This is a genomic window from Amycolatopsis pigmentata (assembly GCF_042684065.1).
GTDB classification, from domain to species: Bacteria; Actinomycetota; Actinomycetes; order Mycobacteriales; family Pseudonocardiaceae; genus Amycolatopsis_E; species Amycolatopsis_E pigmentata.
Genome location: NZ_JBHUKR010000016.1, coordinates 1 through 20,346 on the forward strand (window position 1 = coordinate 1; position 20,346 = coordinate 20,346).

General features: G+C 63.2%; 15 protein-coding genes. 3 read left to right on the forward strand and 12 right to left on the reverse strand.

Translation table 11 applies throughout. The annotated features are described in order from the left end of the window. Positions 1 to 50 precede the first annotated feature (50 nt). Positions 51 to 1,418 carry an MFS transporter gene (locus tag ACFSXZ_RS27375; protein ID WP_378268088.1) on the reverse strand — a complete coding sequence of 456 codons (1,368 nt, stop codon included), beginning with the start codon at positions 1,416 to 1,418 and terminating at the stop codon, positions 51 to 53. A gap of 225 nt (positions 1,419 to 1,643) precedes the next feature. On the opposite strand from ACFSXZ_RS27375, the gene ACFSXZ_RS27380 reads away from it, so the two are divergent. Continuing rightward, a complete protein-coding gene (locus ACFSXZ_RS27380; protein WP_378268089.1) occupies positions 1,644 to 2,303 on the forward strand; it encodes a helix-turn-helix domain-containing protein in 660 nt (219 codons plus the stop codon). Positions 2,304 to 2,338: 35 nt separating this feature from the next. On the opposite strand, the gene ACFSXZ_RS27385 is transcribed toward ACFSXZ_RS27380, so the two are convergent. Genes ACFSXZ_RS27385 through solA form a run of 3 tightly spaced genes read right to left on the reverse strand, consistent with a single transcriptional unit; the run spans position 2,339 to position 6,092 of the window. Then, on the reverse strand, positions 2,339 to 3,862 hold the full coding sequence (locus tag ACFSXZ_RS27385; RefSeq protein ID WP_378268090.1) for an aldehyde dehydrogenase family protein: 1,524 nt from the start codon (positions 3,860 to 3,862) through the stop codon (positions 2,339 to 2,341). After that, complete coding sequence (locus tag ACFSXZ_RS27390) at positions 3,859 to 4,833, reverse strand: succinylglutamate desuccinylase/aspartoacylase family protein (RefSeq protein WP_378268091.1); 975 nt, start codon at positions 4,831 to 4,833, stop codon at positions 3,859 to 3,861. The genes ACFSXZ_RS27385 and ACFSXZ_RS27390 overlap by 4 nt, the downstream gene beginning before the upstream one ends. Positions 4,834 to 4,853: 20 nt before the next feature. Further along, the gene (gene solA, locus ACFSXZ_RS27395) at positions 4,854 to 6,092 is read right to left on the reverse strand and encodes an N-methyl-L-tryptophan oxidase (RefSeq protein WP_378268092.1); all 1,239 of its coding nucleotides are present in this window, start codon (positions 6,090 to 6,092) and stop codon (positions 4,854 to 4,856) included. 480 nt (positions 6,093 to 6,572) lie between these two features. Between solA and ACFSXZ_RS27400 the strand changes: the two genes are divergently transcribed. Next, positions 6,573 to 7,166: a GntR family transcriptional regulator gene (locus ACFSXZ_RS27400; RefSeq protein ID WP_378268127.1), complete on the forward strand. Its 594-nt coding sequence runs from the start codon at positions 6,573 to 6,575 to the stop codon at positions 7,164 to 7,166. A gap of 218 nt (positions 7,167 to 7,384) precedes the next feature. Beyond that, entirely contained in the window at positions 7,385 to 8,533 is a 1,149-nt protein-coding gene (locus tag ACFSXZ_RS27405; RefSeq protein WP_378268093.1) for an NAD(P)/FAD-dependent oxidoreductase, read from the forward strand. A gap of 469 nt (positions 8,534 to 9,002) precedes the next feature. On the opposite strand, the gene ACFSXZ_RS27410 is transcribed toward ACFSXZ_RS27405, so the two are convergent. From ACFSXZ_RS27410 to ACFSXZ_RS27445, 8 genes are all read right to left on the reverse strand, one after another. After that, the gene (locus tag ACFSXZ_RS27410) at positions 9,003 to 10,388 is read right to left on the reverse strand and encodes a serine hydrolase domain-containing protein (protein ID WP_378268094.1); all 1,386 of its coding nucleotides are present in this window, start codon (positions 10,386 to 10,388) and stop codon (positions 9,003 to 9,005) included. 268 nt (positions 10,389 to 10,656) lie between these two features. Next, positions 10,657 to 11,655 carry an alpha/beta fold hydrolase gene (locus tag ACFSXZ_RS27415; RefSeq protein WP_378268095.1) on the reverse strand — a complete coding sequence of 333 codons (999 nt, stop codon included), beginning with the start codon at positions 11,653 to 11,655 and terminating at the stop codon, positions 10,657 to 10,659. Then, positions 11,570 to 13,477, reverse strand: coding sequence for a dipeptide ABC transporter ATP-binding protein (locus ACFSXZ_RS27420; protein ID WP_378268096.1), 1,908 nt, complete (start codon positions 13,475 to 13,477; stop codon positions 11,570 to 11,572). The genes ACFSXZ_RS27415 and ACFSXZ_RS27420 overlap by 86 nt, the downstream gene beginning before the upstream one ends. After that, positions 13,474 to 14,340: an ABC transporter permease gene (locus tag ACFSXZ_RS27425; RefSeq protein WP_378268097.1), complete on the reverse strand. Its 867-nt coding sequence runs from the start codon at positions 14,338 to 14,340 to the stop codon at positions 13,474 to 13,476. Before ACFSXZ_RS27425 ends, ACFSXZ_RS27420 begins: the two co-directional genes overlap by 4 nt. A gap of 4 nt (positions 14,341 to 14,344) precedes the next feature. Next, positions 14,345 to 15,301, reverse strand: coding sequence for an ABC transporter permease (locus tag ACFSXZ_RS27430; RefSeq protein ID WP_378268098.1), 957 nt, complete (start codon positions 15,299 to 15,301; stop codon positions 14,345 to 14,347). A 155-nt stretch (positions 15,302 to 15,456) separates the two neighbouring features. Beyond that, complete coding sequence (locus ACFSXZ_RS27435; RefSeq protein WP_378268099.1) at positions 15,457 to 16,857, reverse strand: ABC transporter substrate-binding protein; 1,401 nt, start codon at positions 16,855 to 16,857, stop codon at positions 15,457 to 15,459. Positions 16,858 to 17,723: 866 nt separating this feature from the next. Beyond that, on the reverse strand, positions 17,724 to 19,724 hold the full coding sequence (locus ACFSXZ_RS27440) for a CocE/NonD family hydrolase (protein WP_378268100.1): 2,001 nt from the start codon (positions 19,722 to 19,724) through the stop codon (positions 17,724 to 17,726). 364 nt (positions 19,725 to 20,088) lie between these two features. After that, positions 20,089 to 20,262, reverse strand: a complete 174-nt coding sequence (locus tag ACFSXZ_RS27445; protein ID WP_378268101.1) for a hypothetical protein — start codon at positions 20,260 to 20,262, stop codon at positions 20,089 to 20,091. Positions 20,263 to 20,346: the final 84 nt, after the last annotated feature.

A 20,346-nucleotide genomic window follows, 5' to 3' on the forward strand; every position in this document is an offset into this window, starting at 1 on the left:
CACCACACCACCACCAAGATCAACAAGCACCAGGGGTTGACTTAGGAAACTCATTGCACGGCTCCTTCGGCGACATCCAGCTTGTCCACCTCGTCGAGCGCGCCGACATTGCTGGTGTCAGGGAGCGTGCACACCAAGACGATAGCGAGGACAGCCGTGACTCCGACCATGTAGACCGCCGGCGCCAGCGGACTACCGAAGGCTTTCGTCACCCAGGTGGCGACGAACGGTGTGGTGCCACCGAAGACGACGTACGCGACGTTGTACGCGACTGCGCCACCGGTCACCCGGATACTGGTGGGAAGCATCTCCACCGTCAGCAAGTTGTAACAAACCGACACCGAGGCCACCAGCGTCCCGAGAACACACATGACGCACACAACCGCCGCGTATCCGCTCGGCAGCAGTGTGAACAAGGGCAGCGGGGCAAGCACCGTGATACCGGCGGCGACGAGGAACCAACGCCTACGGTTGACAGCGTCGATGACACGCCCGAATGCGACGGTGACTATCAGCTGAACGGTCGCGGCGATCATCAGAGCGGCCAGGGCCTGCCGGGGACTGTAATGCAGGTTCACCTGCAGATGCGAAACCATGTAACCGAGGAAGATGTAGGTCACCAGCCCGGCCACGCCGGCCGCGCAGAAGATGGTCACCAGCGCGCGGGTGTGAGTTCGCAGCGACTGGCGCACCGGAATGCTCTTGACCACTTGCTGTTCCTGCTCACCCTCCAGTTCCTGCTTGGCTTGGAACTCGCGGTAGACCGGCGTCTCCTCCATCCGCAGGCGCAGGTAAAGGCCCAGCACGGAGAGCAGCCCGACCACGATGAACGGCACTCGCCAGCCGAAGTGCTGGATCTGGCTCGCACTCAGCCAGCCGAGAACGAACAAGGACATCGCCGTGCCGAGAACGGTGCTGAGCGCGACTGTCGCGCTGATGATGCTCGCGTGCTTACCCCGTCGGTCCGACGGTGCGTGCTCGGTGACGAACGCTGTAGCGCTGTTGTACTCACCGCCGGCGGATACACCCTGCACAATGCGGCAACAGATCAGCAGCACCGGGGCGAGCACCCCGACCTGCGCGTGCGTGGGGAGGACACCGATCGCGGCGGTCCCGGCACCCATCAGAACGACCGCGAGCGATAGGGCATACCGCCGACCTTTTCGGTCCCCGATGGCTCCGAAGAGGACGCCGCCGAAGGGTCGGGCGAGGAACGCGACGGCCAGGACGGCGAAGGTAGCCAGCAGGCCGGTGAGCGGCGCCTCGCTGGGGAAGAAGTTCGCGGCGATTTGTGGTGCGAACAGCCCGTAGATCGCGAAGTCGAACCATTCCAGTGCGTTCCCGATGCCGACAGCGATCAGGAGCCTCCGTGGCGATGCTACTCGCTGGGTCGACTCGGGATTCGGCAATCGCGCCATATGGGACCTCCGAGGATGGTGTCGCGACACTGCGGCTTTCTTCACTAAATTGAAGAATGACTACCGTAACACTGAAGACGTCCGCTGTCGATGCCTGCTGCAGGCACGGCGACAACGCCGTTCACGGCGTGCCATATTCATACACCCAGCGTTACGCACCTTCTGCGAAGCGCTGGAGAAGTGCATCATTTTACTGAAGACTCGGGCGGTCGATAGCATGGTCGGATGAAGAACGGCTTCGACGGCGAGCATGGCGACGACAGCATCCGCGCGATGGGCGAGCAGCTCCGATTGACTCGCCGGGCGCGAGGCCTGTCGATCGAGGCTCTCGCGAAGGCCGCGGGTGTCGGAGCCGGGACGGTCAGTCAATACGAGCGCGGGATGGGCAACCCGACTGTTCAGACACTGCGCAAGCTGGCCAACGTTCTCGATGTGCCGCTGACGGCATTCGCCAGCGGTCCGTCGCCCATACAGAACGGCGACCTGCATCACGCACGAGGAGATGCACCCCAGACGCAATGGGCGCCGACCGCCAGGTCGGGCCGCGTCGACGTGGTGCGCGCAGACCGACGCCGACGCCTCACGCTCCCCGGCGTTGGTCCGGTATACGACATCCTCAGCCCCGACCTCGATGGTGCCCTGCTGCTCATGCACAGTGTCTTCCGAGTCGGCTTCGACAACTTCAACGAACCGTTCCAGCACGTGGGTGAGGAGGTCATTGTCCTGGTAGAGGGCCGTCTCGAAGGACAAATCGGGGACCAATCTGTGATCCTCGAAGTTGGGGACACGGTGACGTTCGACGCCTCGCTCCGGCACGGCTGGCGCACGCTCGGCGACACCGACGCCAGCCTCTACTCCGCCATCACTCCGCCCACGCTCAAATGACCCGCATCGTCCCTGCTGGTTAGTCACCCTTCTCTTCATAGGTTTTCGGACGCATTAGTCTGGTCGATCGGCACGGCTACGAGAGCCGGGTGCGCCGGCGCACCTCGTCTGATGGCGATGATCTTTGGCTCCGTCATGCTTTCGACGGCGTAGCGGACGCCTTCCCGTCCGAGGCCTGAGCGCTTTCCCCTTCCCCCGAACGGCATGGCGTCGATTCGGAAATCGCCGGTGTCGTTGATCATGACCGCACCGAAATCAAGCGAATCAGCCACTTGCAGGGCCAAGTCGAGATCTGCGGTGAACACCCCGGCGTGAAGTGCGTAGGGCGAGTCGTTTGCGCGCTTGATCGCTTCGTCCACGCCATCGAACGGCAGCACTGTGGCGACCGGCCCGAAGACCTCTTGCTGCAGGACTTTCGATTGGCTTGGCGCATCGGCCAAGAGGGTGGGTTCGTAGAGGACGCCGGTGCGATGTCCACCGGTGAGGATTCGCGCCCCGTCGCGGACAGCCTCCTCCACCCATTCGGCTACCCGGATGGCTGCCTTCTCATCGATGAGCGGGCCGACGTCGGTGCATTCGGAACTCTTCGATCCGACGACAAGTGATTCGGTGCGCGCCCGGATCATCGAACTTAAGTCCTCGTAGCGCGAACGCTCGACGAAGATCCGCTGAACTGACAAACAATTCTGTCCGGCGTTGTTGAACGCACCGTCGACGATCGCGTCGGCGGCGTCTTGAAGGTCGGCGTCGGCGAGGACGATGACCGGCCCGTTGCCGCCCAGTTCCATCAGCAACTTCTTCGGTCCGGCAAGTGCGGCGATGGCGGCGCCGGTGTCGTAGCCGCCGGTGAACGAGATCATGTCGGTCCCGGGGTGCGCCACCAGGGCCTGGCCGGCCTCTCGCCCCGTGCCGGCGACAACTGCCAGCAACGAGCCGGGAACGCCCGACTGAAGCAGGAGCTCTGTCAGCAATAGGGCCGTCAACGGAGTGTGGTCCGACGGCTTCAGCACCACCCCGTTACCGGCGATCAAGGCCGGCCCCAGCTTGTGCGCCACGAGGTTCAGCGGATCGTTGAAGGACGTGATCGCGCCGACCACGCCGATGGGCTCGCGGGTGTACCAGCCGCGCCGTCCGGCACCGCGCGGCGTGTCGTCGAACGGGAGCGTCTCTCCCGCCAGGCGTGAGGCCTGCTCGGAGGAGAGGCGCAACGTCTCGACCGCCCGTTCCACCTCCGCTCGCGCGTCACGAATCGGCTTGCTCGATTCCGCGCAAAGGAGACGTGCGAAGACCTCGCTGCGCTCAGCCAGCGTCGCGCTCGCGACTCGGAGAGCCTCTCGTCGCTGCCACAGTGGCCATGCGCGACACCGCACTTCGGCCGCCACGGCGCGGACCGCTGAGTCGACTTCGGCCGCGGTGGCCGCGACTACGCGGCCCACGACAGTTCCGTCCTCCTGATTGACGACGTCGGTCCAGTGGCCGTCTGTCTGCCATTGGCCGTTCCAGAACCCGCCGCCCGGTAGGTCGAGTCGAATCTCGGCTAGGAGGCTGTCGGCGCTCACTGGACTACCCCTGCTGGTCGGACGATGCACGCGAGGAAGTCACCGGCGTGCACAGCCAGGCTCGTCAAACCGTAGACATACACCCCATCCGTCGGCGACGTGATGACGCTGACCGTCGTCCCGAACGCGTCTTCGATCGTGCCGAGGGCCGCCCCAGGAGTCACGACCTCTCCCGGCTTGACCTTCGGGAACCACAGACCGTCGATCTCCGCCGAAAGACCCGCTGCCACCTCGAACAGCGGATGAGTCGTCGGGGAGCCGGGTCGATGCGAGTCGATGATGCCGACGCGGCCCGCAACCGCCATGAGACCGGAGAGTTGACGCTCGACCTCCCCCTCGGTCCACTGTCCTCGCTCACCGAGTTCGACGAGGACGGCTGGGATTCCGGCCTGTGCGGCCGCCCAGATCGTGGACCCGGAGGTTCCCGTGACAATGCTGCGTTCGACATCCCAGCAGTTCGCCATCTCCAGCGACTTCTCGTCAACGCTGGAATCGCCGCTGAGCACGAGCCCCGTGAAGGCTTCGAGACTCTCAGGCAGGTCGCCACAGTGGCAATCCACGTAGAAGTCCGCACGGGCGATAATGTTCTCCCACAGCCAGTTGGCGAGACGCTGGGTCGGGGTGCCAGCGGCGTCCCCGGGAAAGCAGCGGTTGAGGTTCTCCTCGTCGATCGGATTCACAAAGGCGACCCGGTCGCGGAAGGCCAGAGGGCTGGACTGGAGCGAGATGACGACCGTGCCGCGGACTGTGGCCGGATCAAGAGCTTGCAGAAATCGCCGGGCGGCGAGGATGGACACATATTCCCCACCGTGAATTCCGGCGGTCACCGCGAGAAGCGGGCCGGGTTCGGCGCCGTGGATCACGGCCACGGGGAGGGAGATCGCCTCGGCTCCGAGGTCGACCTCGCAGTATCCGACGGTCGTCTTTCCCGCACCTGCTTCGAGAGTTCCGAGGAAGAACGTGCTTTGCATGGTTGCGCGCCTCGTTTCCATCAGGCCAGCGGGAGTGTGTTGAGCGTCTGACTCTCGTCGAGGAAACGCGCCGGGCTCATGAACGCGACGTCGGTCGAGGTCGCACCTGAGATCGCCAGGTCCGCGGCGACAGCTCCGAAAGCGGATGCCATCTTGAATCCGTGGCCGGAGAAGCCCACGGCAGCCACCGTTCCCGGCATGCCGGGAATCTCGCCCAGCAAGCCGGTCGAGTCGACCATGTAGCCGTCCGCGCACAGCTGGGTGCGGACGGGATCGGGAATCAGGTCCGGCAGGTACGTCCCGACCCAACGGCGGATGGTCTCGAGGTGTGCGGGGTCCCACGACGGAGGCCGTTCCATGCTCTCGACCTCGTCGAGGTACACGCTCGCCGCGACCTTGACGGTCCAGCCGTCCGCGCTCGGAAATCCGTAGAACTCCGCGTCCTTCGACCGGCGTATGAAGATCGGAGAATCCGGCGCACTGTATGCGTTTTGACGCGCCATGGGAAACCAGGTCAGTATCTGCGGCCGGAGCGCGAGATGCGTGCCCAGCGCCCGCGTTACTGCCGAGGCGCCGGTTCCGGCCGACACGATCACCTTCTGCGCGACCACGGCCTCCCGGTCGGTCCGGACGATCCACCGATCTCGCTGTGGCTCAACGGCCAGAGCCTTGCGGTTCCCGAGGAAGGTGGCTCCCTTTGCGGCCGCGAGTTTCAGCGCCGTGACGACCGCCCTTTCCGAGCGCAGGTAGCCGGCCTCGGGATCGAAGAACACGGTGTCGGTGTCCAGGATGTTGTGGCCTGGAAAGCGAGTTCGCGCTGCGTCCCCGTCGAGGATGTCGTGTTTGAGGTCGTAGGACTCACTGGCGTCCACCAGAGCCTCGAGATCGGGATGATCTTCTCCGGCGATGGTCACACCGCCGGTCATCGCGAGCAGCTCCGCTCCGCCCTCGGCTTCGAGTTCGCGCCAGAGTTCTTGGGAGCGCTGCAGCAGCGGCGTGTAGTGCCCGCCTTCCTTGTAGACCTTGCGGAACAGGCGCGATTCGCCCGCATAGGCAGACAGCGGCCCAGGGATCGAGAACCGGTCGAGGGCGACGACACCAACCCCTCGGCTGGCCAGCTGCCACGCGGCCATGCTGCCCACCGACCCGGCCCCGATGATGACGACATCGGTCTCGCGGACTTGCATTTTACCCCTATCACTCGACAAATCCTCTATAAATTGAATGCAGTCATTACACTGACGATGTGGGGTGTCCATAACTCACCTGAGACGCTGCGTCGCGACCCAACCGGGCAAAATGCCGGTAAGCGGGTGGCTGCGACGCCGACGGCGACGTCAGCCCAAGTTCCCCAGCCTCCGCAATTAAGTCTGCGTTCTCATTTCCAGGAATGGTCCACAGTAGACAGATCCGATCGACCGCGGCGAAGCCCGGGCACGGGTGCCGCGCCGGCGGTTTGACGTTGTGCAGCCGGGCCGGGTGCCGTTCAAGGGCGTGCCTCCACGGAGCGAGTGTGTTTGATCTAGCTCGTTGACTGTCGGACATTGCTGTTTGACATGTTCGTCTTATATAGTTGTTGGTAGATCGTGTAGTGTCAAGGCGCTTGTCGAGTAGCGCTACGCACAGGCAGGAAGGAGAGAAGAGCCGTGACTAGCCGAGGGGTCCGGGATCCCGAGCCCCTACTGGCCCGGACGCTCGCGCCGCGACCTGGCCGGCGAGACACGTTGGTGGACCAGGTAGTGCGCCACCTACGGCGAGAGATAACCCGGGGAACCCTGGATCCTGGCCTTCACCTGGTGGAGAAGCGGCTCGCAGAGGACTTTTCGGTCAGCCGAGGCACCATCCGCGAGGCGCTCGCACGGCTCGCGTCAACGGGATTGGTTGAATTCGTCGCCGGCGCCGGCCACCGGATCCGGTACTTCAGTGACCGAGACGTGTTCGAGATAGGTGAGGTGTTTGCGGCGTTGGAGGGGCGTGCGGCCTCGCATGCGAGGCTTCCTCTGCCGGATTCGGTTGCTCACGAGTTGCGTGAGACTGCGGAGCGTATGCATGACCTACGCGTGCCCGAGGATCTCGACGAGCTGATGGACCTGGATCGCGCGTTTCATAGCACTCTGATGGTTCAACAACCTCGGACCAAACTTTTCGACGCCTGGAAGAGCCAAGAACCTCTCCTAGCTCTCATGGTGGTCCCTCTGGCACGACGCCAAGCGACCACTGGGGAGGACCACGCCGCTCGCCACCTCCTGCTGCTCGACGCGGCTATGTCAGGGGACTCGGCGAAACTCATTACGGCACTGGAAGACCACTATCACCAACGAGATTCATCGTAGCTATTCACGTGCCCACCTCCCCTTGCTACGTCGGCACACGCTCAGCCTTATTCGATCCTTAGCTCATAACGCCGCCGCGAACCTAGCCCACTGTGGCACGCCAGCCGATTGACAAGGAGACATACTTTGGACCACGGAAGAAAGCCGGAACAACACACCGGCGGCCCTTGCAAGACCAGCCTCACCGCAGCTGGAGATGGAAGGACTGAGAAACTCGCATGAAAATAGTCGTGGTAGGCGCTGGGTCAATTGGCGCACACATTGCCTATCGGTTGGCTTCACGTGGCGCGGATGTCGTTCTCGTCGACGCCGCAAACGCGGGATCGGGCACCAGTTCCGCGTCGTTTTCATGGATGTCTTCGTTCCCGCACTGGAGCTGGCCGGAAGACGAGGGCCGGGCGCGCCTGCGCCGCGCCGTACAACCGAGGTTCCGACAACTGCACGAGGACCTGGGCGGCGACTGGCTGCACTGGTCAGGCGGCCTCAACTGGGTGCCACCAGACGAGCGCGATCAATGGCACGCCTCATACGCCACATGTCGCCAGCTCGGCGTGGACCTCGAATTGCTCGACGGACGCACGGTTCGTGAGCGGGTACCCGAACTTCACACCGATGATGATGACGAGGTGATTTGGGAACCCGGCGCCGGCTGGATCGATGCTCCCGCGCTGATCGCGCTATTGATCAGCAACGTGAAACGGCTCGGCGGACACGTGATTACCGGTCGGGCCGTCGTCGAGATGCACACGACATCGGACGCGATCCGCGGCGTCGGACTCGATGACGGTACAAGGCTGGACGCTGATGCCGTAGTGAACGCCGCGGGTAGCTGGTCGACGCATTTGGCCGCACTCGCGGGCCTGGCTGTGCCGCTCGACCTCGTTCCAGGTTTGATGGTGTACACGCAGCCACTCGACCACGGCATGCCGGATCCCGTGGTCAACTCGCTCTCTTGGCTCGCGCGTCGCGATCCGTCTGGTGGCTTGGCGCTGCACCGGCGTGGCGTGCCGATGAGCGCCGGGTACGGAGGAAATGCGTTCTCCGCACAGGCGATCATTGACGAGGTTGCTCAGATGATCCCGGTTCTGGCAGGCACTGCCCCGGCTCAGGTCCGGGTTGGCGTGCGGGCAATCCCGCGCGGTGGCCCAGTAATCGGCGAGGTACCGTGGCTTCGCGGCTTGTATTTCGCCGTCTCACACGGCGGCATCGGCTGGGCGCCGGTGTGGGCAGACGCCGCAGCCAGTGAGCTCCTGGACCGGGTACCGGTTGCCGACCTTGCGAGTCTGCGTCCGACGCGCTTCTTCCTCGACAACCGGTCACGCGCTGGGCGGTTTGCAGATGACTTCGAGGTGTATTCCGCCGGCTGAGCGCAGAGTGCGCGGCACGCCGAGTTCCGGCTTTCGAGCTGGCGAACCGTGCCAAGAAGCGGCGTTCTAGCCCGTCTAGCAGGCAGTCTGCGTTCAGAAGCTCGGGCAAGCACTGGTCGTGTACAGAAACGTCCACTCGGCTGACTCCACAATTGTCCGGTGGCAGCGGTGGCGAGCCCGGCCGTGCTGTACGGCAAGAGTGTCGTAGCCGTGGCGAGTGGTGTGGAACGGCATCGAAGCGATCGGGAACGGTGTCGTGTGTGACGCTCAATCGGAGCCGGTTCCCAGTTGCCGGCGAACCGTCCCGGGGTCTGCGTGGGCTCGGACCCCGGGACGGTCGACCTGGCCGGAAGATGATCGATCAATAAATGGTGCTTCGTTCTCAACGTCGCGCTCGACCGTGCCTACCACCGAGTGGCTCAGTCGTATGTCCGGATCGAGCAGGGGTCAACAGCGCTCTTGATTTGGCTCACGCGTCGGCCCTTCGCAAGATCCGTCCGATGTGGAGATATCGAGCGCGCCCAGCGCCGTCGTCGCCGATGAAGCCGTGCGGGATGTGCAACCCGCGCTCGTCGGGCGTAGCCGGGACGAGCGTGTCGCCGCGCCAGGCGAGCAACTCGACTCGCTCGATCCGCTTGCCGATCTCGATCGCAAGCCCCTTGGGCACGCGCCGCATCCACACTCGCCCGTCGTCGTCTCGGGTCACCGTTATCTCCCAGACTGATGAGGAGTACGTACCGAGATAGCGAGAGGCGTCCTGCGGCGGGGCAGCACCCTCGGGCGCCGGGGAGGCTGGTAGCTCGACATCGGCCAGTTCTCGCAGCACGCGCCCGAAAATATCGGCGTAGAGCGGGAGCGGATTGCCACCGTTGGTCAGGAGCGTCACGGCGACATCGCGCCCGGGCACGACGCGCAGGAACGCGGCCTGGCCGATCGGTGAGCCGTCATGACCGATCACTTGGCCACCCGGAAGGTCGAAGATCGCCCAGCCAAGTCCCCAGGCGTCGCCCAATCTGCCGGTGTCGGGCAGTTCGACCTGCCGCTGCTGCATGGCTTTGACACTCGCCGCGCTCAACACCTGCCCTTCCGGCCCGGCGCCACCGTTTGTATGCATACGCACGAACGCCAGCAGGTCCCGCGGACGCATTGCCAGCATCGCACCGGCCGGTGCCGCGGACCGCTCCAACGCCCACACCGGGGTCGGCTGCGGCTCATCACCGTCCCGCTGGATATGCCCGACGGCAGCTCGGTGCAGGATCGCCTCATACGGTCCAGCGGCGACGTGCGTCAAATGCAACGGCGTGAACAAGTACTCGCGCAGACACTCGTCGTACGGCCTATTTCGCAGCACCTCGACGACCCGGCCGAGCACATTGAACGCGGCGTTGTTGTAGGAGAACATCTCGCCCGGCTCAAACAACTGCGGCACCTCGGTCAACCGGGCGACGTGTTTCTCCACGCAGTCGTCGCCGGTCCCGGTATCGGAGAAAAGGTCGCCCTCGAAGCCGGAAACGTGGCACATCAGCTGCCGTACCGTGATCCTGGCTCCCGCTGCCGAGTCACTTGTCCGGAACTCGGGCAGGTACGTCAGCACCGCTGCGTCGAGGTCGAGCGTGCCCTCATCGACCAGCTGCATCGCCAGAGTCGTGGTCCAAACCTTGGTAATCGACCCTATATGAAACAGCGAATCCGTATTTGCCTCGACCCCGGTCGCCGTACTAAGCACACCGGCTGCCGCGTCGATCACCTCACCGCCGCTACTCACCGCGACAGCGGCGCCTGGCACCCGATGCTCGACGAGCAGTTGCGGCAACCGCTCGACCAGCCAGGCGTCGATCTCGTCCAGTCTCGACACCGCATCCTCATCTCGTCGACGGCGATCTCCGATATGGGGTCGGCGATAACAGTCGGTTCACAAAGTGAAGAATCTTATTATCCGACACCAATGTCCTATATATTTGTCCGAAGGCCTGCGATGTCAACCCGTGTTACACGCGACCTGAATCGAGTAGCGCTACGCCGGGAAGGCGACAGCAGCCCCCTCCGCACGACGCTGTCGAGTTTGATGACGTCGTCTCAGCGAAGGAACCGCTGCGCGGCCAGTGTCAACGGGTCCTGGGAGGCTAACGCCTGTAGTCGGCGGCTCGGGTGACGAGATCGGCCACGATCTCTGGAAGGTGCCGCAGCATTGAGAAGTGGCCTTCGCCGGGAAGGATGTGCAACTGGGCCTCAGGCGCGTGATCGAAGATCCACTGTGGATGGATGAGGGAAATGTGGTCGTCGGAGCCGTGCCAGACAGCGACATTTCGGCTGTCGGATACGTCGAAGCCCCACGGGTTGATGAACGCAAGGTAGTCGTCGCGTACACCCGCCGGGGTGGGGAGGTAGCCCGACGCAAGAGAATCGACGAGCCAGTCTGCGAGATCGCCGTAAGCGCTCTCTTGGTCTGTTTGCGACGGGAGCGAGGCAACGGCGCGTTGGACGTCGATGCCGATCACTGAGGCAGCCGCGTCCGCCAGTGCGCGGTCGTAGCTTTCCCAGTCGCCTTCCATTGCTGGTCGCACCTCGTCGATGAGCGCGAACGTGTCGCGGAAGGACTGATGTTGGTCATACGGCGCGATGCCGCCGATCACGGCTGTGGCTCGGCATCGGTCTGGTAACAAGGCGGCGCACGCGAGTGCATGCGGTGCACCGCCTGACCATCCGGCGGTCACAAAGGTGTCGATGCCGAGATGGTCGAGGATGGCGGCAACATCGTCGGCAGCCTCTGCGGGTGTGCGCCCCGGCTTGGGTGTCGAAGCGCCGTAGCCAGGACGGCAGTACATGATGGAGCGCATGCCATTTTGCCCGGGGTCGATTTCGCTGGGGAACGGTATGACGCCGTGGGTTGTGCCCATGTGGAAGACGAGGGCTGGGCCCTCGTGTGGGCCAGTCGTGACGACCTCAAGTTGTCGACCTTGGTGGGTGACTATTACACGTTTGCTGGGATGCTTGTACATGGATGCTGGTCCTCTTGTTTCCATTGCGTTGCTCCGGCTATGACGTGACCGAGGCTCCCGATGAGCGGATGCTCCACGCCTCACTCCCCGGGATCGCAGCGACGAGACCTCGGGTGTACTCATGCTGGGGATTGTCCAGGACCTCCGCGGTCAGGCCGACCTCGACAATCTGGCCGCGATAGAGGACGACGACTCGCTCTGTCATTTGCCGGACGACTGCAAGGTCGTGAGTAATGAAGAGCATGCTGATGTTGGAATGGCGTCGAATCGTCCGGAGCAACTCGAGGACGTGTGCTTGGGCCGACACGTCCAGGGCGGCGACTGGCTCGTCACATATCAGTAGCTTCGGCTGAACCGCTATCGCGCGGGCGATAGCGATGCGTTGTCTCTCACCGCCGGAGAGAGCGACCGGGCGGATGTCGGCATAGCTGGCGGGTAGCCCTACCTCGGCCAGCAGGGCTGTGACCTGCTCGGTCGCGTCGTCGACTTTTCCCCGGACGGCGAGCGCTTCGCGCAACGTCGAGCCGACGCTCAAGGCGGGGTTGAGCGACGCGTAGGGATCCTGGAAGACCATTTGCACGAGGCGATGCAGATGCCGCGCGCGGCGCCGGGAGCCGTCAGTCTGGTCGGCACCTTCGATCTCGACCGTCCCGGAATCGGGCCGCGTCAGGCCGGTGATGAGTCGCGCGATCGTCGTCTTTCCCGACCCGGTCTCGCCGACGAGTCCTACCGACTCCCCCTCTCCGACAGCGAAGTTGACCCCATCGAGCGCGACCGCTTCGCGGTTGCGGCCAAAGAACCGGCTTGAGCGAAAGCTCTTGTGCACATCGGTGATCACCGCTACAGGGGCGGATCCTTCCATGATTGGCCGGGGTGAGGTGGCGGTGGTGTGTCGCGCCGAGAGTCGCCCGGTCAGTTCGCCGCGGATGTGATCGATCCGAACGCAGGCTGACGTGTGTGACGCATTGATTGCGGCCAATGGCGGTCTGCTCGACACGCATGGCGACTGTTTCCATTCGCAGCGATCGGCAAATCCGCATTTGTCACCGACGTCGTCCGCGCGCGGCACGGCACCGGGGATCGCGGCGAGCTTCTCGACGTAGCGGTCGACCGGAGGTTCGGTCAGGAGCAGACCCAGGCTATAAGGGTGGGCTGGCTGGGCGGCGAGCTGCCGTGCGGGTGCCTGTTCCACCACGGAACCCGCGTACATCACCTGGATTCGATCGCAAACCTCGAACGCGACTCTCAGATCATGGGTGATGAAGATCAGGGACATACCGCGATCTCGCTGGATGCCGGCGAGCAGCCGCAGGACCTCTGCCTGCGTTGTCACGTCGAGTGCGGTGGTCGGCTCGTCGGCGATCAACAGGCTCGGATCACGCGCCAGGGCACAGGCGAGGGCGACCCTCTGTCGCATCCCGCCGGACAGTTGAAACGGGTACCGTTCAGCCACATCGGCTGCGAGGCCGACTTCGGCGAGCCGGCGGCCGATGTCGGCGCGAGCATCGCTCTGGGTTCGGTACCCGTCGACCCGCATGGACTCGAGAAGTGCCGTGCCGACCGTGAGCAGTGGATTCAGGATTGTGAATGGATCTTGCAGGAGCAGGCTGACTCGTGCGCCGCGGATCGAGCGCAGATCTCGCTCTCCCCTGCCAATGATTTCGAGACCGCCATAGCTGACGGACCCGGATGCGTGCAGCCCCTTCGGTAGCAGGCCGACGAGGGCGCGCGCGGTGAGCGATTTGCCGCTGCCCGATTCGCCGACAATGCCGAGTGTCTGGCCGGATTCGACCTGAAAGGATACGTCCTGGACCAGAAGCCGCCGGTGGCGTTGTGGTCCGCCTGTGATGGTCAAGTGCTGGACGCTGAGACGGCCATCGTCCGGTTGAGCGGTATGAACCGTGGTATTGGTGGGCGTGGTCGCGGCGTTGCTGACCCTCGTCATTGTTGTGTCCCTCGCCGTGAGATGCGCTCGTACACCGCGTCCCCGAGGAGCGTGGCACTCGCAGCAGTGAGGATGAGTAGTACAGCTGGTGCGATCGACAACCAGGGGTTCTGGCTGATGAGCTGCTGCCCGTCGGCGAGCATGCCGCCCCAGCTCGGCTGGCTTGGCGGTACCCCCAGGTGGAGATAGCTCAGCGAGACGAAGCCGATGAGCGCCACGACGAAATCGAGAAGGAAGGTCGCGACAACCGTCGGCATGATATTCGGCAGGACGTGCTTGAGAAGGATTCGTGTTGATCCATGGCCGAGCGTTCGGGCGGCCTCGATGTAGGGCAGGCTCACAACGACAAGTGCGGCGCTACGGGCTAGCCGGATCTCGTAGGGAAGCGACAGTAGTAACAGGACGGCGACGGTGAACCAATATCCGCCGCCGACAACCCCGACGACGACGACGGCGATGAGCAGGGCCGGCAGAGACAGGATGAGATCGGCACACCGGGTCACTACCGCGTCGATGACGCCGCCGCGGTACGCGGCGATCATGCCGGCACTACATCCGATCAGCACGCAGCCGACAGCGACGACAAGCGGACCGAGTATCGCCGGCCGGGTGCCGGCGATGAGCTGGGACAGCACGTCGCGGCCAAGCTGATCGGTGCCGAGAAGATGCGCTTGACTAGGCAGCGTCACGCTCAACAGAGGATCTTGCGCGTACGGGTTTTGCGGCGCCAGCAACGTTCCCGTCACCATCGTAACCAGCACGGCTACGAGGACCGCGCTGCACAGTGACGGAATTATGAGGCGAAGCTTGTCGTGGCTGCGTGGCGACATAGTGCGTCCGGGGAGGACGACGTCGGTTGTCATGTGTTCACCTCCGTGCCCCGTCGCGCGTTCGTGGATCGAGAATGAGCGTCACGGCATCGACCAGGAGGTTGACGCAGACCACAACGAGCGCGATGAAAAAGGCCAGACCCTGAACGACAGGGATATCTTTTGATTCGACGGATTGGACCATCAACTGCCCGACACCTCCGAGGGCGAACACCGTTTCCACCAACACGGCCCCGGATATCAGGTGGATCGCGAGAAGCCCGCCTGTGTTCACGACGGGCGCGGCCGCGTTCCGCAGTACGTAGTGCAGCGTTATCCTCCGGAGGGTAAGGCCGCGGGCGCGGGCGAAGGTTACATAGTCCTGGTCCACGACGCCGCCCACGGCCGCACGTGTTTGGCGCATGATGACCGCGATGATCCCGACGGCCAGGGCGATGGCCGGCAGGGTCAGATGCTCGACGCGATCGGTGAAGTCACCGTTTCCCCCGCCGTACACGGGAAAGATCGCGACTTGTACGCCGAGCAGATAGATGAGAAGGATCGAGACCACGAAGCCCGGTGCGCTCATACCGAGTACGGACAGGCCCGATGTCGCCCTGTCGAACAGCGACCCTTGACGTATCCCGGCGACGATGCCGGCGGTGGTTCCTATGGCGAGGATGAGCAGCAGGGCATACACGGCCAGCTCGAGTGTGATCGTCAGATGAGAGGCGATATCACTCGTGACGGCCTGACCTGATTGGATCGAGCGACCGAAATCGCCGCTGAGTGCACTTTTCGCCCAGTCCCAGTATTGGACTAAAAAGGGACTGTCGAGATGATACTGCGCGGTGACCTGTGCGATCGCCTGTGGCGTGGCCGGCCGGGAGCCCAGCAGTGTGGAAACTATCGATCCGGGACTGGCGGCCAGCAGGCTGAACACGAGAAAACTCACCAACACCATGATCCCGATGCCCCAGGCCAAGCGTCGGGACGCAAATGTCATGAACGACATGGGATTTCACCTGCCACTAGGTGGTCGTCGAGTTGAAGCACCACTGCGACCGGAGGCACTGTCGTCACGCAGCAGGCTAGCTTCATCGGGGAGGCTCGCGGCGTAGTCCGCGGCGGCCGGGAAGTGGTTGATATCATTACAGGTTCATTCGGTCTCTAGTTGGCCTGGAGATATTCGGGCCAAGTGCCGTTGTTCTTGAGGTCGAGGACACTGATGTTCTGGGTCAGGGAAAATCCGCCGCCGACAGCGAGAACGTGGCCTGGAGCCTGCAGCGGTATGTACGGCAAATCGTTGGCAATCGCGGTGAGAATGGTCTTGACGGCCTGCCAGCGAACTACCTTGTCAGATGATGCCTCCAGCTGCTTACCTGCCGCCTCAACGTCCGCGGTGGTCCAGTTCGCCGTGTTGAAGGCTCCGGGACGGGCGTTGCCCGCCGCCGTCGTCTCGACGAGCATGGTGCCCGCGTCGGGACCCGCACTCGTGAAGGGGAGAAGTTGCAGTCCAAGGTCCTTGTGCGCGTAGACGGCTGCGATCCACTGTTTCTGGGTCACCGGAGTGGGGGTGATCGTCACGCCGATCTTGGCCATGTTCTGCTGCAAGTTCAGAACGGTGAGCTGGGCAAAGGGCGCCGACGAGTCATAGCTGACGGCAAGCTGGAAGCCGTTGGGATATGCGGACTGAGCTAATGCCTGCTTAGCCTTGGTGAGGTCAAACGAGTATTGCGGAAGTCCGTTGAGAAACGCGTCTTCCTCGGCTTTGGACGGAATGACGTCCGCGAGCTGGTCTGCCGTGCTCAATCCGCGTAGCAGTTCCGCATAGGTGCCATACGCCGCCGTTGTTATTCCTTCCTTGTCGAGCGAGTAGGCGATTGCCTGCCGCACGTGTAGGTCGTTGAGCGGCGCCGCTTGGGTATCGAGCGATATATAGTTCACCGAGATGTTCGATTTGAGGGGGGACAGTTTCACGCCGGGAATTTGTTGGTACTGCCCGGCAGTTTTGAGGTTTGAGACAAGGTTTGCCTGCATCGAGCCGGACCGCATTGCCAGCTGTGCGGTATTGTCGTCACTCACGGGGACCATGACGATCTTGCTCACCTTCGGCTTTGCCCCCCAGTAGTTGGGGTTCGCTGCCAAAGTCACGGCCTGCGGGGTGTCTCCGACGAACATATACGGGCCAGTACCAATGGGTTCGGCGCCCGGTGCACCGAGGTCATTCGGGTGCGACTTGGCGAAATTCGCCTCCTGCACGAAAATGGTAGTTGCGAGCAAGCTGCGCATCTGCCCGTCTGGGTGGGACATTTTGACCGTTACCTGCATGGGGCCACTGACGCTTACGCTGCCGAACGCGATGAGGTCGGCGGCGAGCTGCGAGGCCCCGGTCGCGTCGTGTTCGATGCTCCACGCCACATCATCCGCGGTGAGCGACGTTCCGTCGGAGAATTTGACGCCGCTGCGGATCGTGTAGACGAGGGTGGTGTCGTCAGGCTGCTGGACGGCAGTAGCCAGTTGAGGTGCCAGCTCCCCCGTCGCCGAGTGCGTTTCCAGCTTCTGGGTCACCAGGGACACATATGTGGTGACGCTGTCGTCATAATCCTTTGCTATGTCAAGGGAAATTGGCGCAGCCGGAATCCCCATCGTAAAGGTCGACGAATCATGGGCTGCAGATGATCCCGAAGACCCAGTACAGGCCACAGAAGTCATCCCAGCTATCGCACAGACAGCGAGCACGCCGAGAACGCCGGCGCCCTTGCGATTTTGGCACATCATCGATATTCGTCTCTCTCGGTGTGGGACAGGGTGATTGGTATGCATCCGGTGCGCCACTACAGCGAACATGAGGCGAGATCTACTGCGGACGCGCCGCCGTAGCTTGCGGTCGTCCCTGGTCGTGAAGATCTCTCTCCCGCGAGCCCACGGCCCCGGCCATATGCGAGGCGTCTTACCTGGTGGATCGGAGTGAGGACCCCGAACGTCTCGCAGTCTCAGGCCTGGCACCGTTTACCTCCCGACACTGATTGTCCGACACCGTAGTTGGACGCGGTCGTCGTATAATCATGCACCGCAGCGACCACGTCAAGCCCAAACACCCGCATCGCTTGGTAGCGAGACCGACTTGGGAGAAACGGCGACCACGACTGCTACAGGGCGGCCCGCATGGCTGACGGACCGTAATTGGCGACTGTGACGGGCACGCACGCGCGATCGTGACCGCCTGCACCGATCCGTCGCCGTCAGCAGATCAGAAGACCCTCGGACCGCTGAGTTCAGGTTGGGTTGACTCGCGGTACCTTATTAAGTCGTGCGCAGACTGGACGTGCGAGCGGTCTGCGGCATCGCGTTACACGACGCCGCCCACCGTCCTTCTGGGCGGCGGCCGTTGGCCCTATGCCGTGACGATGGCGCCCTGATCGAGGTGATGTGGCTCAACTGCGATCGAGATCAGACCAAGGACGTGGTGGCCGAACATGACCGTGGTCCTCCATGCGGGCCGGGTCGGTGACTGCAGTCGCCGGGATCAGAGGAAGCTTGATCCGGGACGGTCGTTGAGCGTCGTGGTAGACAGTATTGATCGCAACCTGCCGGCGCCTTTCGGTGCCAAGCGGCTCACCGGTGTTCGAGTTCACGTCGAACCGCGGGAAATTCGAACTCGAGATATCGAGTCGGATGCGGTGGCCTTTGACGAAGAGGTTGCTGGTCGGGTATAGCTCGATATCAACAGGCACGATACTGTCCGGGTCGTACGACTCAGCGGCATCGGGGCCATTGCGGTAGCGAAGGCGGATGATGGAGTCGCTGATGTTGAGTGCGTATCCGCGTGGGTAGGTTTCGCTGGACGGGTAGAGGTCAACCAGTTTGGCGGTGAAATCTGTATCCTTCGCCGACGAGCTCACCCACAGCGAGACCGTGATCGGTCCCGTTACTTCGACGTCTTCTTCAAGGGGTTCGGTCCGGAAGACGAGGACGTCAGGTCGCGCCGACAGCGGCAGGTAAGGGGCCTCGCATCCGAAGATGCCCGGCGCTTCGCGCTGGTCATAGCCCCCGCCCTTGATGACTTCGTCTCGGCGATCGAGGATCGATAGCGATCGTGGATCGGTGACGTCGTTCGGCAGTTCGGCGAGGTCCGCGAACGAAGAGTTGCTGCCGCCGATTGTGGGGACGGGACGGCGTGGGTCGAATTCGAATGAGGTCGGCGGTTCGAACTCTGCCGGCGTCGTCGTGGTGAGCGCACCGTCAGCGTGCAGATAGAAGTCACGAAGCTCGGTACGGGCCAAAGGCCACTCGTTCTCATAGCGCCACCTACCGCCATGGTCGATCCGGCCGCCGGGCCCACGCTTGCCCGACCCGCCTCCCATCACAAAGAGCGTGACCGGAGGCTGTTGATCGACGCCGTTGTCGGTACCCCGCAGCCATCGGTCGTACCAAGGCAGGTGAAGTGACAGAAAGTCGATGGCGGCATGCCCGCCGAACCAGGTGTCGCCGGAGAAAGCCTTGTTAACGCCAGAGTGGGTCCACGGTCCCATAATAATCTTGATTGGCCCGCGCTTCGTAGCGGCCAGGGCCGAGAACAGTTCCAGCGACGCACGGGCGTAGGAGTCGTACCAACTTCCGACAAGCAACGTGGGGACATCGATGTAATGCTCGATATTCGCGGCAGCGCTGACGCTTGGACTCCTCCACTGTTCGTCGGTGTAGTCGTCGCCGAGAATCTTAAAAGCCCATTTCTCGTAATGGGGAACCAAAGCGAGATCACTGACACCCTTTCGCAGGGCCCCGCGCCGCAAGTAGTCGGAGAACCTGTTTGCACCGAAATTCAACGCAGCAGCGATGTGCGGATTATTACGGTGGATCTGCGTATTAGACGCCGAGTGCCAGAACGCCCAGGCGATCCAGCGCAATTCTGTCGCTCCCCCTTGCCGGACGGATGAGGTGCGACCATCGAATCCGCTCTGACAAGGGACCAAGGTAGTGATGCCCTCGACCCCCGCTGCCGCTACAGCCGTTTGGGCCCAACCGCACCAGGATGTTCCGAACATTGCGACTTTCCCATTGCACCAAACCTGTTCGCGAACCCACCCAATAGTGTGGCGTCCATCTTCGGCTTCGGGAAACAAGAATTCGAGCTCACCTTCTGAAGCAAAGCAACCTCGACAGTCTTGAATGACGACGGCATAGCCATTGAAAGCAAGTTGTCGCGCCCACCCGAATTCGGCCTCGGTCACCGATTTGCTGTAAGGTGTCCGATGCACCAGCGTGGGCCAGGAATCGAGTTCGTCCGGTGACATTGCGAGCGGCGGGAGATAGACATCGGCCGCCAGCGACACGCCGTCGGGCATCGACACCATGATGTCGGTGTAGACGCGGACATCTTGCGCGTTGAATGAACTCATTGTGGCGAAGTTCTTGTGAGCATCTGGGACGGTCACGATGATATTCCTTTCGCATGCCTGTGGATGCCATACGTAGACTGGCCCCAACGAAGCTCGCATCACGTTTGGTGCGGAAAATTCGCGCCTCGCTGCCGTGAGACTACGTTCGCGGCCTGGGCCGAGCTGTTCGCAGCCCGTCACGTGGCCCCTCGTCGGCTGGCTGCCACGCGGTCATCGGCCCGATGGTGCCGAAGGGTCCCGGTGTCGGAAAGTGGGTCGCCCTCGACGGCGATAAGGTCTGCTTCCAGGCCAGGCTTGAACCGTATTTCCCGGCCCATCGCCGCGGCCGCGTGACTGGCCCTGGCAAGGAGGGAGGCCATCGTCGACATGCCGCTGCGGCACATCAAGGCGAGTTCCTCAATCAGGCCATCGAACGGGTCTGCCGCCACCCCGAATCGCTGCCGGCGACTATCCTGGCCCCTGCCTGGTGCACACGTCCCAGATTGTCGAGGTCGGCTTCCGGGATCAGGCTCCAGCGGCGCGGGAACTCCTCCTCTCCCGGCGTGCGTTTTTCTTTGTCCTGTATGGATTTCACGCAGAATCCGGCTACCGAGATACCAAGAACGCCTCACAGTCTCAGGGCTGACATCGTCTACCTCCCGATCACCGATTGTCCGAC

Excerpts from the sequence above, each read along its gene's own strand:
- ACFSXZ_RS27415 (WP_378268095.1), bottom strand. The coding sequence starts at position 11,655 with ATGAGTACACCCGAGGTCTCGTCGCTGCGATCCCGGGGAGTGAGGCGT.
- ACFSXZ_RS27405 (WP_378268093.1), top strand. The coding sequence starts at position 7,385 with ATGAAAATAGTCGTGGTAGGCGCTGGGTCAATTGGCGCACACATTGCC.
- ACFSXZ_RS27430 (WP_378268098.1), bottom strand. The coding sequence starts at position 15,301 with ATGTCGTTCATGACATTTGCGTCCCGACGCTTGGCCTGGGGCATCGGG.
- ACFSXZ_RS27425 (WP_378268097.1), bottom strand. The coding sequence starts at position 14,340 with ATGACAACCGACGTCGTCCTCCCCGGACGCACTATGTCGCCACGCAGC.
- ACFSXZ_RS27390 (WP_378268091.1), bottom strand. The coding sequence starts at position 4,833 with ATGCAAAGCACGTTCTTCCTCGGAACTCTCGAAGCAGGTGCGGGAAAG.
- ACFSXZ_RS27375 (WP_378268088.1), bottom strand. The coding sequence starts at position 1,418 with ATGGCGCGATTGCCGAATCCCGAGTCGACCCAGCGAGTAGCATCGCCA.
- ACFSXZ_RS27380 (WP_378268089.1), top strand. The coding sequence starts at position 1,644 with ATGAAGAACGGCTTCGACGGCGAGCATGGCGACGACAGCATCCGCGCG.
- solA (WP_378268092.1), bottom strand. The coding sequence starts at position 6,092 with ATGGACACCCCACATCGTCAGTGTAATGACTGCATTCAATTTATAGAG.
- ACFSXZ_RS27420 (WP_378268096.1), bottom strand. The coding sequence starts at position 13,477 with ATGACGAGGGTCAGCAACGCCGCGACCACGCCCACCAATACCACGGTT.